Origin of the sequence: Rhizobium oryziradicis, from assembly GCF_001939045.1 — a bacterium.
Classification (GTDB): Bacteria; Pseudomonadota; Alphaproteobacteria; order Rhizobiales; family Rhizobiaceae; genus Allorhizobium; species Allorhizobium oryziradicis.
The window spans coordinates 205407-222213 of sequence record NZ_MKIM01000028.1; the positions used below are offsets into that span (position 1 = coordinate 205407).

The window sequence follows — 16807 nt, forward strand, 5'->3', positions numbered from 1 at the left end:
ATGTCTTGACAGCATTGGAATTGATTCCCGCATACAGCGCTGAGCGCCATATAGGCGCACAAAGGTGCGCTGTAGCATTTTATATCTGATGCATAATTTTTGCCTTAAATCGATTCCGGTTTAAGGAATTATGCATTAGGGGTTTTTTATGTTGCGCCTACGGCTTTAATGGTGAGCCTAGAGCTTTATGTTGGGAATGGGTTGAAAAGGACGGACATGAGAAATCCAGTTGATACCGCCATGGCCCTCGTGCCTATGGTCGTCGAGCAGACCAATCGCGGCGAGCGGTCCTATGACATCTATTCGCGTCTGTTGAAGGAGCGCATCATTTTCTTGACCGGTCCGGTCGAAGATCACATGGCATCGCTCGTGTGTGCCCAGCTCCTGTTTCTGGAAGCGGAAAATCCGAAAAAGGAAATCGCGATCTATATCAATTCGCCGGGCGGTGTTGTGACGGCAGGCATGGCGATTTATGACACCATGCAGTTTATTCGTCCCGCCGTATCCACGCTTTGCATTGGTCAGGCCGCATCCATGGGCTCGCTGCTTCTGGCTGCTGGCGAAAAGGGCATGCGTTTTGCAACCCCGAATGCACGGATCATGGTGCACCAGCCATCCGGCGGGTTCCAGGGTCAGGCGTCTGATATTGAGCGTCATGCACGCGACATCATCAAGATGAAGCGCCGCCTCAATGAGGTTTACGTCAAGCACACGGGCCGCACCCTTGAAGAGGTTGAGCAGACACTTGACCGTGACCACTTCATGGAATCCAGTGAAGCTAAGGATTGGGGTCTGATCGACAAGATTCTGACAACGCGCGCCGAGATCGAGGGTATAACGGCATCTTGATCCGGTTTTGGTTGCTCCTTCCATGGAAAACGTAAGCTACACTCCATGGAGGGGGTTTAATCTCAGACCGAACGCGCTAATAATAGTTATTAAGGCTATGTTGAAGTTTTATGACGTAGTCTGATAATTCTCGGAGGTTTTCGTTGCCGTCGGCTCAATGATGTGACTTTTTGAGAGCTGAATAGTACCTCCGAACCGATTTCGTCCCAGCCGCCAGGGTGACGGCTCGTCCGAGAGGCGGAAAAGGGGCGATGTGAGTAGACCGCGAACCAGCAAGTGCTGGTGCGGCGTGCTGGAAGGAAAAAGTTATGAGCAAAGTCAGCGGAAGCAACGGCGGTGACTCCAAGAATACCCTGTATTGTTCGTTCTGCGGCAAGAGCCAGCACGAGGTCCGCAAGCTGATTGCTGGCCCGACAGTGTTCATCTGCGATGAATGCGTCGAACTTTGCATGGATATCATCCGCGAAGAAAACAAAAGCTCGATGGTCAAGTCCCGCGAAGGCGTTCCCACGCCGCAGGACATCATCAAGATTCTCGACGAATATGTGATTGGTCAGCAGCAGGCGAAGAAAGTTTTGTCGGTTGCCGTGCACAATCACTACAAGCGCCTTTCGCATGCCTCCAAGGGTGGCGGCGAAGTTGAGCTTGCAAAGTCGAACATTCTGCTGTGCGGACCAACCGGTTGCGGCAAGACCTATCTTGCCCAGACCTTGGCGCGCATCATTGATGTGCCATTCACCATGGCCGACGCCACAACGCTGACGGAAGCCGGCTATGTGGGCGAGGATGTGGAAAACATCATTCTCAAGCTGCTTCAGTCTGCCGATTACAACGTTGAGCGTGCACAGCGCGGCATCGTGTACATCGATGAAGTGGACAAGATCAGCCGCAAGTCTGACAATCCATCCATCACCCGCGACGTGTCGGGCGAGGGCGTGCAGCAGGCGCTGTTGAAGATCATGGAAGGAACAGTTGCATCTGTTCCGCCTCAGGGTGGCCGCAAGCATCCTCAGCAGGAATTCCTGCAGGTGGATACTACCAACATCCTGTTCATCTGCGGCGGTGCCTTTGCCGGTCTGGACAAGATCATCTCAGCCCGTGGCGAAAAGACCTCCATTGGCTTTGGCGCTTCGGTGTCATCGCCGGAAGATCGCCGCGTTGGCGAAGTGCTGCGCGAGCTGGAGCCGGAAGATCTGGTGAAGTTCGGCCTCATCCCAGAGTTCATCGGTCGTTTGCCTGTTCTGGCTACGCTGGAAGATCTGGATGAGGATGCGCTGATTCAGATCCTGTCGGAGCCAAAGAACGCTTTGGTCAAGCAGTATCAGCGCCTGTTCGAGATGGAAGATGTCGAGTTGAACTTCCATGAAGATGCCTTGCGCGAAATCGCCCGTCGGGCCATTACGCGTAAGACCGGTGCGCGTGGTTTGCGTTCCATCATGGAAAAAATCTTGCTCGACACCATGTTCGAACTGCCTGAGCTTGAAGGTGTTCGCGAAGTGGTCATCTCGGATGAGGTTGTCCGTGGTACGGCCCGTCCGCTTTACATTTACGCAGACCGCCAGGATGAGAAGGTCAACGCTTCGGCGTGATCGTTTTCATCTGTTGATGACTGCAGTGTTTTGGAGCCCGCCTCGTGCGGGCTTCATTGATTCTGGGCTGTCATTTTTGTCATCGCTGATTCCAGGGTGTTCGACGGGCGACGCTTTCGAATTTTGGCAAAAAATGCGCAGATTTTGATCTGATTTGAACTGTTCCATCGGTTTTTTTGTCTTTGCGGTTCATTCCGTGTTTCAGTCGTTTGCAGCCGCATTTTGAATGGTTTATGACTGATGCAGATGCTTCGCGTGATTTGGCGGCGCACTGGGGTATTTTTACCGCAATGCTCGTATCCATTGACCGCGCAGAAACATGGTTTGAGGTTCGGGCGTGGTTGAATAAGGCGCATCGTCACTGCCTCCTGGGCGATCTAGGGGGCGGTTAAGGTTTTTCCGCCGGCGTTTATCGGCGGTGTGTTTCGCGTCAAGGTGTCCGATCTGGTGCCGCACTCATCGGAAAAGATCGACAGACTTGAATTTTGAGGCTCGGGTCTCCACTTCAGTGTGTGAGACAACATAACCATGTCCCCCGCGGCGAGTAAGCGCGGATTTGGGTCCCGGCAACGGGACGATGAAAGGAAATGGAATGACTAAAGTGACCTCTGTCACGGGCAATGCTGATACCTATCCGGTATTGCCGTTGCGTGACATCGTGGTGTTCCCGCACATGATCGTGCCGCTCTTTGTAGGGCGCGAGAAGTCCATTCGTGCTCTTGAAGAAGTCATGGGTACCGACAAGCAGATCATGTTGGCCACCCAGATCAATGCAAGTGAAGATGATCCGTCGACAGACGCGATTTACGAAGTTGGTACAATTGCCAATGTCTTGCAGCTGCTGAAGCTTCCTGATGGCACCGTCAAGGTGCTGATCGAAGGCAAGGCGCGCGCCAAGATCGCAGGCTATACCGAGCGCGAAGATTTCTACGAGGCTCGCGCCGACGTATTGGTCGAGCCAGAGGAAGATCCGGTCGAGAACGAGGCCTTGAGCCGCTCTGTCGTGTCTGAGTTTGAAAATTACGTCAAGCTCAACAAGAAGATTTCGCCGGAAGTTGTCGGTGCTGCAAGCCAGATCGAGGATTATTCCAAGCTGGCCGACACCGTTGCGTCGCACCTGTCCATCAAGGTCACCGAGAAGCAGGAAATGCTGGAAACGGTGAGCGTGAAGACACGTCTGGAAAAGGCGCTTGGCTTCATGGAAGGCGAAATTTCGGTTCTTCAGGTGGAAAAGCGTATCCGTTCGCGCGTCAAGCGCCAGATGGAAAAGACCCAGCGCGAATACTATCTGAATGAGCAGATGAAGGCGATCCAGAAGGAGCTTGGTGACGGCGAAGACGGCCGTGACGAAATGGCCGAACTGGAAGACCGCATCTCCAAGACCAAACTGACCAAGGAAGCCAAGGACAAGGCCGATGCCGAGCTGAAAAAGCTCAAGCATATGAGCCCTATGTCGGCGGAAGCCACAGTTGTGCGCAACTACCTTGATTGGTTGTTGAGCCTGCCATGGGGCAAGAAGTCGAAGGTCCGCATTGACCTGAATGCCGCGGAAAAGCTGCTGGATGAGGACCACTTTGGCCTTGATAAGGTCAAGGAGCGCATCATCGAGTATCTGGCGGTGCAGGCGCGCCAGACCAAGATCAAAGGTCCGATCCTGTGCCTTGTTGGCCCTCCCGGCGTTGGTAAAACATCGCTTGCCCGTTCCATCGCCAAGGCTACCGGACGCGAATATGTCCGCATGGCACTGGGTGGCGTGCGCGATGAAGCCGAAATCCGCGGTCATCGCCGTACCTACATTGGCTCTATGCCCGGCAAGGTCATTCAGTCGATGAAGAAGGCGAAGAAATCCAATCCTCTGTTCTTGCTCGATGAAATCGACAAGATGGGCCAGGATTTCCGTGGTGACCCATCGTCCGCCATGCTGGAGGTGCTTGATCCGGAACAGAATGCAACATTCATGGACCATTACCTGGAGGTCGAATATGACCTGTCCAACGTGATGTTCATCACCACGGCCAATACGCTGAATATTCCCGGCCCACTCATGGACCGTATGGAAATCATCCGTATTGCTGGCTACACGGAAGATGAAAAGCTGGAAATTGCCAAGCGGCACTTGCTGCCAAAGGCAATCAAGGAACATGCCTTGCGGCCGGAAGAATTCGTTCTGGCCGATGATGCGATTGTTGCGATCATCCAGCAATACACCCGCGAGGCCGGTGTTCGTAGTCTTGAGCGCGAGTTGATGAAGGTTGCCCGTAAGGCTGTGACTGAAATCATCAAGGGCAAGAGCACCTCGGTGTCTGTCACGGCTGCCAACATCAACGATTATCTGGGCGTTCCGCGCTATCGCCATGGCGAAGCCGAGGGCGAAGACCAGGTGGGTATCGTCACAGGTTTGGCCTGGACGGAAGTGGGCGGCGAGTTGCTGACCATTGAAGGCGTGATGATGCCCGGCAAGGGCCGCATGACGGTGACCGGCAATTTGAAGGACGTGATGAAGGAATCGATTTCGGCTGCGGCGTCCTACGTTCGCTCGCGCGCGGTTGATTTCGGCATCGAGCCTCCACGGTTTGATAAGTCGGATATCCACGTTCACGTGCCGGAAGGTGCAACACCAAAGGATGGTCCGTCGGCGGGTGTTGCCATGGCAACGGCCATCGTGTCGGTGATGACCGGTATTCCGGTCAACAAGGATGTGGCAATGACGGGTGAAATCACCCTGCGTGGCCGCGTGCTTCCGATTGGTGGGTTGAAGGAAAAGCTGCTGGCTGCCCTTCGCGGCGGTATCAAGAAGGTTCTGATCCCGGAAGAAAACGCCAAGGATCTGGCGGATATTCCAGACAATGTGAAGAATGGCCTTGAGATCGTGCCGGTGTCCCGCATGGGCGAGGTGATCAAGCACGCACTTCTGCGCGTGCCTGACCCGATTGAGTGGGATGGCACCGTGGAAACGCCTGCCGTTGGCACCGTTGAGGGTGTGGACGAATCGGGCGTAACCGTGGCGCATTAAGCCCGCGCTTGCCATGATGTTGGCGTAATCTGCTCAAAACTTGAGAAAGGCTGGTGAAAACACCAGCCTTTTTTGTGTAAACATCGCTGGAACCCTTGTTTTTCAGGCGATAGCGGTGCTTTTGGCTTGCGACGGGCATGGGCATGAGTATTGTCGCCCGACTTGCAGTTTTTGACTCGTTTCATGCCATACAGAAAGGTTGGAAACATGAATAAGACCGAACTCGTATCCGCAGTCGCTGAAAAGGCTGGCCTGACCAAGGCTGATGCCGCATCGGCCGTTGATGCCGTTTTCGACACGGTTCAGGCTGAACTGAAGAACGGTGGCGATATTCGCCTTGCAGGCTTTGGTGCCTTCACCGTATCTCACCGTGAAGCTTCGAAGGGCCGTAACCCTTCAACCGGTGCTGAAGTTGATATTCCAGCCCGCAACGTGCCAAAGTTCACGGCCGGCAAGGGTTTGAAAGACGCTGTTAACAGCTAATTCCTCTTCACCGTCTTTACGGTGCGCTGGACACGAATTTAAAAAACCCGGCGGCTAGCCGGGTTTTTTTTGGCGAAATCGCCATCGCGCGATGCTGACAGGTTTTGTTGACGCTCTGTCTTGCGAAACGCCGTGTTCCGCTTTGTCACAATATGCAATATGCTGACATTATTCTCAGGGCGGGGTGAAAGTCCCCACCGGCGGTATCGGGCAATGCCCGGAGCCCGCGAGCGCTTACCGGTTGATCTTTGGGCCGCAAGATTTTGGGCTTGATGCATCACCGGCAGGTTAGCAGATCCGGTGCGATGCCGGAGCCGACGGTATAGTCCGGATGAAAGAGAATGAGAGACGGGTGCTTTTTCGACGGATCGCCAATCGCGGGCGGCCATCGGACGGGTGCCTGTTTGCATTTGCCCTGATTTATGATGTCCTTGTAATGAAGGAAGAGGCATGAGTCAGAGTTATTTTACGATATTGCGCTCCCGCGCCGTCATGGGAGCCGCCTATATGGTGCTTGCGGGTATCTCGTTTGCATTTCTCAATGTGCTAACGCAGTGGCTGGCAATGAAACTGGCCTTTCCCTCGGCCTCGACAGCTTTTTGGCAATATGGTTTTGCACTGATCTTTTCACTGCCCTTGTTGCGCAAGCTTGGTATTGCCGCGCTGAAAACCAATTTCCCCATTCGGCATCTGGTGCGGGTGTTGCTGGCAGCGCTGGGCGTGCAGGCATGGATCAGCGGTTTGGCCAGCGTGCCCATCTGGCAGGCGATTGCGCTGGTGATGACCTCTCCGTTTTTTATTATTCTGGGTGCGCGGCTGTTTTTGCGTGAAAAAGTCGGGGCCAAACGTTGGCTGGCAACAGCGGTTGGCTTTTGTGGTGCCATGCTGATCTTGGAGCCATGGTCGGAGAGTTTTACGCTGGCCGCTCTTTTGCCAATCCTGTCGGCAATTCTTTGGGGGGCATCATCCCTGATGATGAAAAACCTGACGGCGTTTGAGCGCCCGGAAACCATCACCATCTGGCTTCTGGTGTTGCTGACACCCATCAATGCCGGGCTTGCCGGGGTGTCAGGCTTTGCCGTGCCCGATGGTCTGAGCCTGATTTTGCTCATCCTTGCCGGGCTTTTGACCGCGATCGGTCAATATTGGCTGACGCTGGCTTATGATACCGCCGACGCGACCTATGTGCAGCCCTTTGATGATCTGAAACTGCCGTTAAACGTCATCGCGGGCTGGGCCGTGTTTGGCTACGCGCCAAGCGGAATGCTGTGGTTTGGCGCGCTGCTCATTCTCTCCGCCTCCCTTTACCTCATGACCAATGAAATGCGTCAGGAGCGAAAAGAGGCCATTGCCTGACCGATTGAAGAGAGGTGGACTGAGAGCATCGAGTCGATGCTCTCAGTCCACCTCGTCCTCAAGCAGAGGCGTGGTGCTTGTGCTGGTGTAGATGCGCTGGAGATAGGAAACCAATTCCGCAAGTTCGTCCGCAGAGAAGCGATCTTTGAAACGGGCCTCATGGGTTTCGCGTAGTTTTTTGGCGGTTTTGGCCAAGGCGAGGCCCTCGGTGGTGATAAACAGTTCTTGCCGGCGACGATCACTCTCGCTTTGTCGGCGCTCAATGGCGTGGCGCGCTTCGAGCTTGTTGACCAAGGCCATCATGGAGGCCTTGTCCATACGCAGGCAATGGGCCAGATCGATCTGGCTTGCACCCGGGTTCGTCTCAATCAACTCCAGCACCGCGAACTGCTTCGGTGTGAGCGAAAGCCCCGCCATGGTGACCTGATAATCCTGAAACACCGCTACATTGGCCAGCCGCAGGTGAAAGCCAAGAATGTTTTCCAATTCACCCAATGTCACGCTGGTCGCGGCGCTTGTGGAGGGAGAAGAGGTTGGGGCGTCCTGCGATGCATCAATAGTGTTCATTGCTCTGTCCGATTCGAGATGAATTTTTGTGATTTTTCTGACTATGGCAGATTTCACTTGTGTGAAGCAAAAGAAAGGATAATATGTAATACATACTAAATGGCGGTGAAGGAGTCACTGTCAGGGAGGAAATGATGATGAACAGCATTGCCGCACGATTGCGGGGTGTTGGCACGTCTGTCGGAATGGAGTCGGAAGACCCGGTCCGTTTTCGTGCCAAGGTTGGGCCCAAGCGCCCTGCCATCCTGGAGATTAAAACAGGTCAATCGCTCAACTATTGCGAGCTTGATCTCTTGGTCGGGCGTGTTGCCAGTATGCTGGCTGAAGCGACCCTGGGCGACGATCCATCACCGCGCATTGCATTTGTCGGGCGTAATTCTATTGCCCAGCTTGCCGTTTGTTTCGCCTGCCAACGGATTGGCGCTATTTTCGTGCCCATCAACTGGCGTCTCAATCTTGTCGAGATCTCGATGATTCTGGATGATTGCCAGCCAGCATTGGTGATCTTTGAAGATGAGTTTCAAGCTCAGATCAAGGTAGGCTCGTCTACCATGCTCTTATCGGTGGATGGCGAAGACGGCCTCAATAGGCGCTGTCAATCCTACACCCCTTTTGCGCCCGATTTTGGCTCTGCCGAGCGCACATGCGTGCTGCTTTATACCTCTGGCACCACCGGCGTGCCCAAGGGCGTCATGTTGAGTGCACGCAATTTATATTATTCCGCTCTCAACTTTTCATTTCTCTGCGATGTCTCCACCGACTCGGTGGTTCTGTGCGAGTTGCCGTTTTTTCACACCATTGGTCTGGTGGCTTTGGCGCGCACGGCTCTGTTGATGGGCGGGCGGCTGGTGATTTCAGACCGATTTTTACCGGAGCGCACTTTTGGTATCATGGCTGATCCGGCGATTGGCGTCACCCATTATTGCGGTGTGCCGCAAATCGCCTCTGCCTTGCGCGCAAATCAGCATTGGGACCCTTCTGCCTTGCGGCGTTTGAAAGCTATTTTCATGGGTGGCGCGCCTTTGCCGCCGGTGTTGATTGAGCGCTTTATGGATGATGGCATTGCGCTGGTGAATGGCTATGGCATGAGTGAGGCGGGCACGACCTGCCACATGCCGCTCGATAGCGAACAAATCATGCGCCACCCCGGCAGCATTGGCTATCCCGCACCATTGATTGATTTGCGCATCGTGGACGCAGATGGCCAGGACGTTGCTGAGGGCGAGGTCGGTGAGATTTTGCTGCGTGGACCCACGGTGACATCCGGCTACTGGAACAAGCCAGATTTGACCGAGGCCGCTTTTTGGGATGGCTGGTATCGCAGTGGCGATCTGGCGCGCTCTCAAGATGGGGTGATTTACCTCGCTGACCGCCTGAAGGATATGTATATCAGCGGCGGTGAAAATGTTTATCCAGCCGAGGTGGAAGCCGCACTTGTCGAGCATCCGGGCATTGCGGAAGTGGCCATCATTGGCGTTGCGCATCCCGAATGGGGCGAAGTTGGTATTGCACTGATTGTCGCCTCGGATAAATCGCTTCAGGAGGAAGAGGTGCACGCCCATTGTGTGGCGCGGCTCTCTAGCTTCAAACGACCGAAGAAAGTTGTCTTTGTGGACAGTCTGCCGCGAACAGCATCGGGCAAAGTGCTCAAGCATGTTTTGCGCAAAAATTACGATCATTCATCCATTTGAAATCAAGGCTGCGGTCCATCGCTGCAGAATAAGGAGAAACCTATGACAGAGAAACAAACAACGGCAGCCGATCCGGTTCTGGTTGAGTTTGATAACAGCATCGCATTCGTGACCTTCAATCGCCCGGAAAAGCGCAATGCAATGAACCCGGCGCTGAACCAGCGGATGATGGAAGTTCTGGATGAGTTGGAAGGTGATGACCGTTGCGGCGTTCTGGTTCTGCGCGGCGCTGGCACTTCCTGGTCGGCCGGCATGGATTTGCAGCAGTATTTTCGCGACAATGATGACAAGCCCCGCTCTGCGACACTGAAAAGCCGTCGTCAGTCTGGTGGCTGGTGGCAGCGCCTGACCTATTTTGAGAAGCCCACGATTGCCATGGTCAATGGCTGGTGTTTTGGCGGTGCCTTCAATCCTCTGGTGGCGTGCGATCTGGCAATTGCTGCCGATGAAGCAACTTTTGGTCTCTCAGAGATCAACTGGGGCATCCTGCCGGGCGGCAATGTCACACGCGCTGTGGCCGAAGTGATGAATCACCGTGATTCGCTCTATTACATCATGACGGGCGAACCCTTTGGCGGCCAAAAGGCCCGCGACATGGGCCTGGTGAACGAATCGGTGCCCTTGGAACAGCTGGAAGAGCGTGTTCGCAAACTCTGCGCAAGCCTGCTGGAAAAGAACCCGGTGACGATGAAGGCCGCTAAGGACACCTTCAAGCGGGTTCGCAACATGCCCTGGGAATTGGCGGATGATTACATCTACGCCAAGCTGGAGCAAATGCTGCTTTTGGACAAAACCCGCGGCCGCGATGAAGGCTTGAAGCAATTCCTCGATGACAAGACCTATCGCCCCGGTCTTGGCGCTTACAAAAAGAAGTAACACGACAAAAGCCTGCGCTCTTCACAGATCGCAGGCTTTATTCTGGCCGGTGGGACGGTTTCGTACGGCACTTGCCGGTACGTGTGGGGAATGAAGATTTTTTGTGTTTCTGGGAGGAAATGACATGAATATACAACGCGAAAATTTTATGGATGCCGTGCGTTGGACCGGTCGGGCTTATTTCTCCGATTGGGCCAGCACCACCACAGGTGCTATTGATGTGCAAAACCCTGCCAATGGCGAGGTTATTGCATCGGTTGGTTTTGGCAGTGCGCAGGATATTGTTCGGGCAGCAACTGAGGCACGCGCGGCGCAAAAGGCCTGGGCGGCAAAACCAGCGGCGGAGCGGGCGCAAATCCTCAACAAGGCCGCCGATATTCTGGAGGAGAATGGCCCGGAGCTGATTGACTGGATTATGCGAGAATCAGGCTCGACCGAGCCAAAGGCCGCCATTGAGATCAACCACGGTGCCCTTTTCATTCGCCAGGCAGCAACCTTGGCGACAATGCCCACGGGCCTGCTGTTACCCTCAATGGATGATCGCAGCAACTCCGCCCGCCGCGTACCGCATGGTGTGGTCGGCGTCATATCGCCCTTCAATTTTCCGCTGGTTCTCTCTCTGCGCTCCATTGCGCCCGCTTTGGTGCTGGGCAATGCTGTTGTCCACAAGCCAGATCCCCGCACGCCGATCTCGGGCGGCTTTATCATTGCCCGCATTTTTGAAGAGGCTGGCCTGCCAAAGGGCGTATTTCATGTGGTGCCGGGCGGTGCGGAGGCCGGTGAAGCCCTGTGCCAGGACCCCAATATAGCAATGATTTCTTTCACAGGTTCTGCCCGTGGCGGCTCCAAAGTGGGCGAGGTGGCGGGACGTCATCTCAAGAAAGTGCAACTGGAACTCGGCGGCAAGAATGCGCTGGTGATTCTCGATGACGCAGATCTCGATATTGCGGCCTCCAATGCGGCATGGGGGTGCTATTTGCATCAGGGGCAGATTTGCATGGCCACAGGGCTTGTGCTGGTGGATCAAAAAATCGCCAATGATATCGCCCAGCGTTTGGCTGAAAAGGCAAATCATCTGCCAGTCGGCGATCCATCTTCGCGTCAGGTCGCCCTCGGCCCGATTATCTCCGATGGACAGATTGCCGGAATCCAGAAAATTGTGGATGACGCCGTGCAAAAGGGAGCGAAATTGCTGGCTGGCGGTACGCACGATGGTCGTTTCTACAAAGCCACGGTGCTATCCGGGGTCAAACCCGGCATGTTGGCCTTCGATGAAGAGGTGTTTGGCCCGGTCGCCTGCATTGCATCGTTTGAGACCGATGAAGAGGCGGTGGAGCTTGCAAACCGCAGCGAATACGGCCTTGCCGCAGGGGTGATTTCCAAAAATCTTGCGCGTGCGATGGCCGTCGGCAACCAATTAAATGTCGGCCAACTCCACATCAACGACCAGACGGTCAATGGTGGACCTTACGCACCCTTTGGCGGTCGTGGAAAATCGGGCAATGGCTGCCGCATGGGCGGTCCCGCCGACATTGAAGAGTTCACACAGTGGCAGTGGGTGTCGGTCAAGGATCAGGCGACAGCCTATCCATTTTAAAAGACGTATCTCTCGTTCGACCTATTTCGCATCATGTTCGCCCTAGCCCGATGGGTTTAGGGCGCTCTCCCATCTTCGGGCGGCGAAGGTGCTGCTCGCACTCTTTTTACAATGAGGAGGAATAATCATGCAGATCACTGCTGCTGTTGCCCGGCAACAGAACGCCCCACTGACGATTGAAACACTGGAACTTGAAGATCCGCTCGATACCGAAATTCTGGTCAAGCTTGTGGCGACTGGCGTGTGTCACACCGATATGGTGGTAATTGCCGGTATGATGCCCACGCCTTTTCCGGTGGTGCTTGGCCATGAAGGGGCGGGCATTGTGGAAAAAGTTGGGGCCGCCGTGCGCAAAGTCAAGCCCGGTGATCGGGTTGTGATGACCTTTAACTCCTGTGGGCAATGCCCAAGCTGCCAAGCCCATCACATCAGCTATTGCCACGAATTTTTCCCGCGCAACTTTATGGCCAGCCGTGCCGATGGCACATCCGCCCTGTCAGCGAATGGCGAAAAGGTTCATGCCAACTTTTTTGGCCAATCCTCTTTTGCCTCTCACGCCATTTGCCATGAAGCCAATGTGGTGAAAGTGCCTGAAGGGGTCGAACTGGAGTTGATGGGTCCCTTGGCCTGCGGCGTGCAAACCGGGGCAGGGGCGGTGATGAATGCGCTGAAGGTGCAAGCTGGTTCATCCTTTGCGGTTTTTGGCGCGGGATCCGTCGGTCTCTCGGCGATTATGGCTGCCAAAGTGCTGGGGGCCACGACGATCATCGCGGTCGATATGAAGCCGGAACGCTTGGACATGGCCCGTGAGTTGGGTGCTACCCATGTCATCAATCCAGCAGACGGTGATTCGACCGAAGAGATTATGCGCATCACCGGCTACGGTCTCGCATTTGCACTGGATACCACCGGATTATCTAAGGTGATCAAAGGTGCTGTGCTGGCGCTCGCGCCCATGGGAACCTGCGGTGTGCTTGGCGCATCGGCCCCTGGCACAGAAATCAACCTCGACGAGGTGCATTTCATGAGTGGCGGACGGCGGCTCATGGGCATTGTGGAGGGTGATTCGAACCCGGACACCTTTATTCCGCTATTGATCGACCTCTACAGCAAGGGATTGTTCCCGTTTGATCGGCTGGTGACATTTTATCCCTTGGATAAGATCAATGAAGCCATTCACGATTCCGAGAGCGGAAAGTCAATCAAACCGATTGTTCGTATCGGGTGAGGGGGAAAAAGCGCGGTGCGTTTATTGGATTTGCAGAGCCGCGCTTTGTCGACAAAATCCAAAACACATTGGAAGGCTGCTATTGGCTTTGAGAAAGGCCAATAGCAGCCTTTCCCGTGTTGAAGGGTCAAGGCCGGATTTCATCTCGAAACCGCGCACAGCGCCATTACCGGTGAAAAATAAACTCAAATAAAATGGGGAATGGTGGGCGATGACGGACTCGAACCGCCGACATCCTCGGTGTAAACGAGGCGCTCTACCAACTGAGCTAATCGCCCTCTCGCTAGATCGGATCATGTCCGCCGCGTTCGGTGGGTGTGATCTAACTGGTTGATTGCTAAACCGCAAGAGGCATTTTCAAAAAAATCGTCATCAAAGTGAAATAAATCGCGGCATCCGCAAACGCGCGCAAAAACGCCAAAAAGGGCCCGATTAAGACCCCAAAACAACTTAAATTAACAAGGAAAAATGGTGGGCGATGACGGACTCGAACCGCCGACATCCTCGGTGTAAACGAGGCGCTCTACCAACTGAGCTAATCGCCCTCTCGCTAGATCGGATCATGTCCGCCGCGTTCGGTGGGTGTGATCTAACTGGTTGATTGCTAAACCGCAAGAGGCATTTTCAAAAAAATCGTCATCAAAGTGAAATAAATCGCGGCATCCGCAAACGCGCGCAAAAACGCCAAAAAGGGCCCGATTAAGACCCCAAAACAACTTAAATTAACAAGGAAAAATGGTGGGCGATGACGGACTCGAACCGCCGACATCCTCGGTGTAAACGAGGCGCTCTACCAACTGAGCTAATCGCCCTCTCGCTAGATCGGATCATGTCCGCCGCGTTCGGTGGGTGTGATCTAACTGGTTGATTGCTAAACCGCAAGAGGCATTTTCAAAAAAATCGTCATCAAAGTGAAATAAATCGCGGCATCCGCAAACGCGCGCAAAAACGCCAAAAAGGGCCCGATTAAGACCCCAAAACAACTTAAATTAACAAGGAAAAATGGTGGGCGATGACGGACTCGAACCGCCGACATCCTCGGTGTAAACGAGGCGCTCTACCAACTGAGCTAATCGCCCTCTCGCTAGACCGGATCAAATCCGCCGCGTTCGGTGGCTGTGATCTAGTCGTTGATTGAAAATTCCGCAAGAGCTTTTTCCAATTTTTCTGTATTTTTTTGAACCTCACGATGCAGTTTTTGGGTAAGTCTCTGCAAATGAGCACTTTTCGTCTTTTACGATAGCGTTCAAAATAAGGAAGAGTTATCAACAGGCTGGGCGGTGATAAAAGAAAAATCAATTCGTCTCGATTTTGTTTCCAATCTCGCTTGACACCTGTGAAGGAACCCCTTAGTTAGCCGCTCATCGAACGGCAAACGCTGCTCGATGAAGAGGGGAAGTTGATCTTCCTATCAGGAAAAGCGGGTGTAGCTCAGTTGGTTAGAGTGCCGGCCTGTCACGCCGGAGGTCGCGGGTTCGAGCCCCGTCACTCGCGCCATCCTGATAACTCTGATAATTGGTTGTATCAACGTTTGTTCGTTGAAAGTGCGCGGGTGTAGCTCAGTTGGTTAGAGTGCCGGCCTGTCACGCCGGAGGTCGCGGGTTCGAGCCCCGTCACTCGCGCCAAACCAATTTTATGTGACGTGTGGGAAACCACTTAAACGCTTGATGCGTTTGCAATGCGCGGGTGTAGCTCAGTCGGTTAGAGTGCCGGCCTGTCACGCCGGAGGTCGCGGGTTCGAGCCCCGTCACTCGCGCCATTTTCTTGTTCCTCTCCTCCATTAAATTTCCGCCTAAAGCGGTCATTTTAAAAATAAATGTAGATCAATTTACACCGAGTGTTAAAGTCTTCGTGTGCATGTGCGAAAAGCCGTTATCGGTCTTGCGCAACTGCTCTGGCTGCGATAACCAACGGGTCGTTGCAACAGTCTTTTTGGCTTGTCGGTTCTGGCCGTGTACGGCTCACGGCGTGATGATAAGCAAGGATGGATATGATGACTGAACTCCTCAGTTCCTACCTCCCGATCGTGGTATTTATCGCAATTGCGATGGTTATCGGGATCGCTCTTTTGGTAACCCCTTTTGCTGTGGCATTTAAGGCCCCGGATGCGGAAAAACTTTCCTCATTCGAGTGCGGCTTCAATGCCTTTGACGACGCACGCGTTAAGTTTGACATCCGATTCTATCTGGTGTCGATTCTTTTCATTATTTTCGACCTTGAAGTCGCATTCCTGTTTCCGTGGGCTGTTTCGTTCAGCTCAATCGGCTGGTTTGGTTTCTGGTCCATGATGGTTTTTCTGGCTGTGCTGACCATCGGCTTTATTTATGAGTGGAAGAAGGGAGCCCTGGAATGGGAGTGAGCCCGAACAAGAGTGAGACCCTGGTTGCGCCGCAGCCCAAGGGAATCATTGATCCGGCGACCGGCAAGCCGGTTGGTAATGACAGTAGTTTTTTTGGCGAGATCAACAATGAACTCGCCGATAAAGGTTTTATTGTCACATCAACACAGGCGTTGATCACTTGGGCCCGTACAGGCTCGCTGATGTGGATGCAGTTTGGTTTGGCCTGCTGCGCCGTTGAAGGGCTGATGCAGGCCTCCGGTCCGCGTTACGACATGGAGCGCTTTGGTGTTGCTCCGCGCGCGTCACCGCGCCAGTCGGATGTGATGATCGTGGCTGGAACGCTGACCAATAAAATGGCTCCGGCGCTTCGCAAAGTTTACGATCAGATGCCAGAGCCGCGTTACGTTATCTCTATGGGCTCCTGTGCGAATGGTGGTGGCTATTACCATTATTCCTACTCCGTTGTCCGTGGCTGCGATCGGGTTGTGCCTGTCGACATTTATGTTCCGGGCTGTCCCCCCACGGCAGAGGCATTGCTTTACGGCGTGCTTTTGCTTCAGAAAAAAATCCGCCGCACCGGCACAATCGAACGGTAGTGGCGAGGGACTGACAAGATGAGTGAAGCTCTCCAAGCGCTTGCGTCTTACATCACTGAAAAATGCGAAAATCTCGTTGTGTCGAGCAATATCGCTTTTGGTGAGCTGACACTGGCGACGACCGCGGAAAGTCTGACAGCGCTGGTGACGTTCCTGCGTGATGACCCACGGTGCGGTTTTATAAATATCATCGACGTCTGCGGTGTGGATTATCCCAGCCGCGTTGATCGGTTTGATGTCGTTTACCATTTTCTCGCCCCACGGCAGAACCAGCGTATTCGACTGAAGCTGCAGACAAATGAAGACAAGCCTGTGCCATCGCTGTGTCCCTTGTTTCCGGGTGCAGACTGGTTTGAGCGTGAAGCCTGGGATCTCTATGGCATTATGTTCACCGGCCATCCGGACCTGCGCCGTATTCTGACCGATTACGGCTTTGAAGGGCATCCTTTGCGCAAGGACTTCCCGGTCACTGGTTTTGTTGAGGTTCGTTACGACGACACAGTCAAGCGTGTGGTTTATGAGCCGGTTGAATTGAAGCAAGAATTCCGCAGTTTTGATTTTCTGTCGCCATGGGAAGGTACTGATTATGTGCTGCCCGGCGACGAGAAGTCGGCGAAGTAA

14 protein-coding genes, 7 tRNA genes and 1 riboswitch are annotated in these 16807 nt (G+C 54.0%); of the genes, 15 read left to right on the top strand and 6 right to left on the bottom strand.

The genetic code is table 11. The features are described from left to right. Positions 1-216: 216 nt before the first annotated feature. Together clpP and clpX are read left to right on the top strand one after the other, a co-directional pair. On the top strand, positions 217-849 hold the full coding sequence (clpP, locus tag BJF95_RS16425) for an ATP-dependent Clp endopeptidase proteolytic subunit ClpP (protein ID WP_075640548.1): 633 nt from the start codon (positions 217-219) through the stop codon (positions 847-849). 308 nt (positions 850-1157) lie between these two features. After that, entirely contained in the window at positions 1158-2438 is a 1281-nt protein-coding gene (gene clpX / locus BJF95_RS16430; RefSeq protein WP_075640549.1) for an ATP-dependent Clp protease ATP-binding subunit ClpX, read from the top strand. Positions 2439-2491: 53 nt separating this feature from the next. Here clpX and BJF95_RS23885 read toward each other — a convergent pair whose 3' ends face one another. Further along, the gene (locus BJF95_RS23885) at positions 2492-2794 is read right to left on the bottom strand and encodes a hypothetical protein (protein WP_139317542.1); all 303 of its coding nucleotides are present in this window, start codon (positions 2792-2794) and stop codon (positions 2492-2494) included. 236 nt (positions 2795-3030) lie between these two features. Between BJF95_RS23885 and lon the strand changes: the two genes are divergently transcribed. The 3 genes from lon (at position 3031) to BJF95_RS16445 (ending at position 7290) form a co-directional block, all read left to right on the top strand. Beyond that, positions 3031-5451, top strand: a complete 2421-nt coding sequence (lon, locus tag BJF95_RS16435; protein ID WP_075640550.1) for an endopeptidase La — start codon at positions 3031-3033, stop codon at positions 5449-5451. Between the two features lie 207 nt (positions 5452-5658). After that, complete coding sequence (hupB, locus tag BJF95_RS16440) at positions 5659-5934, top strand: DNA-binding protein HupB (RefSeq protein ID WP_075640551.1); 276 nt, start codon at positions 5659-5661, stop codon at positions 5932-5934. Between the two features lie 166 nt (positions 5935-6100). Continuing rightward, positions 6101-6281: riboswitch (FMN riboswitch) on the top strand. Positions 6282-6384: 103 nt separating this feature from the next. After that, entirely contained in the window at positions 6385-7290 is a 906-nt protein-coding gene (locus BJF95_RS16445) for a DMT family transporter (RefSeq protein WP_075640552.1), read from the top strand. A 42-nt stretch (positions 7291-7332) separates the two neighbouring features. On the opposite strand, the gene BJF95_RS16450 is transcribed toward BJF95_RS16445, so the two are convergent. Then, positions 7333-7857 (bottom strand): MarR family winged helix-turn-helix transcriptional regulator, encoded by a 525-nt coding sequence (locus BJF95_RS16450; RefSeq protein ID WP_083638861.1) that lies wholly within the window; start codon positions 7855-7857, stop codon positions 7333-7335. 137 nt (positions 7858-7994) lie between these two features. Between BJF95_RS16450 and BJF95_RS16455 the strand changes: the two genes are divergently transcribed. The 4 genes from BJF95_RS16455 to BJF95_RS16470 all read left to right on the top strand — a co-directional run bounded on the left by BJF95_RS16455 (position 7995) and on the right by BJF95_RS16470 (position 13249). Then, on the top strand, positions 7995-9548 hold the full coding sequence (locus BJF95_RS16455) for an AMP-binding protein (RefSeq protein WP_245297354.1): 1554 nt from the start codon (positions 7995-7997) through the stop codon (positions 9546-9548). A 42-nt stretch (positions 9549-9590) separates the two neighbouring features. Continuing rightward, on the top strand, positions 9591-10424 hold the full coding sequence (locus BJF95_RS16460; protein WP_075640553.1) for a p-hydroxycinnamoyl CoA hydratase/lyase: 834 nt from the start codon (positions 9591-9593) through the stop codon (positions 10422-10424). Between the two features lie 124 nt (positions 10425-10548). Beyond that, positions 10549-12021 (top strand): benzaldehyde dehydrogenase, encoded by a 1473-nt coding sequence (locus tag BJF95_RS16465; protein WP_075640554.1) that lies wholly within the window; start codon positions 10549-10551, stop codon positions 12019-12021. A gap of 127 nt (positions 12022-12148) precedes the next feature. Then, on the top strand, positions 12149-13249 hold the full coding sequence (locus BJF95_RS16470; RefSeq protein ID WP_075640555.1) for an NAD(P)-dependent alcohol dehydrogenase: 1101 nt from the start codon (positions 12149-12151) through the stop codon (positions 13247-13249). Between the two features lie 202 nt (positions 13250-13451). On the opposite strand, the gene BJF95_RS16475 is transcribed toward BJF95_RS16470, so the two are convergent. The 4 genes from BJF95_RS16475 to BJF95_RS16490 form a co-directional block, all read right to left on the bottom strand. Continuing rightward, positions 13452-13527, bottom strand: a tRNA-Val gene (locus BJF95_RS16475). Positions 13528-13718: 191 nt separating this feature from the next. Next, positions 13719-13794 (bottom strand) — tRNA-Val (locus tag BJF95_RS16480). A 191-nt stretch (positions 13795-13985) separates the two neighbouring features. Further along, a tRNA-Val gene (locus tag BJF95_RS16485) sits at positions 13986-14061 on the bottom strand. 191 nt (positions 14062-14252) lie between these two features. Continuing rightward, positions 14253-14328: transfer RNA gene (locus tag BJF95_RS16490), tRNA-Val, on the bottom strand. A gap of 341 nt (positions 14329-14669) precedes the next feature. Between BJF95_RS16490 and BJF95_RS16495 the strand changes: the two genes are divergently transcribed. The 6 genes from BJF95_RS16495 to BJF95_RS16520 all read left to right on the top strand — a co-directional run bounded on the left by BJF95_RS16495 (position 14670) and on the right by BJF95_RS16520 (position 16807). Continuing rightward, positions 14670-14746: transfer RNA gene (locus BJF95_RS16495), tRNA-Asp, on the top strand. 51 nt (positions 14747-14797) lie between these two features. After that, positions 14798-14874, top strand: a tRNA-Asp gene (locus BJF95_RS16500). A gap of 57 nt (positions 14875-14931) precedes the next feature. Next, positions 14932-15008, top strand: a tRNA-Asp gene (locus BJF95_RS16505). Between the two features lie 234 nt (positions 15009-15242). Continuing rightward, positions 15243-15608 (top strand): NADH-quinone oxidoreductase subunit A, encoded by a 366-nt coding sequence (locus tag BJF95_RS16510; RefSeq protein WP_075641093.1) that lies wholly within the window; start codon positions 15243-15245, stop codon positions 15606-15608. After that, positions 15599-16186 (top strand): NuoB/complex I 20 kDa subunit family protein, encoded by a 588-nt coding sequence (locus BJF95_RS16515; protein ID WP_075640556.1) that lies wholly within the window; start codon positions 15599-15601, stop codon positions 16184-16186. The genes BJF95_RS16510 and BJF95_RS16515 overlap by 10 nt, the downstream gene beginning before the upstream one ends. A gap of 18 nt (positions 16187-16204) precedes the next feature. Next, positions 16205-16807, top strand: a complete 603-nt coding sequence (locus BJF95_RS16520; protein WP_075640557.1) for an NADH-quinone oxidoreductase subunit C — start codon at positions 16205-16207, stop codon at positions 16805-16807.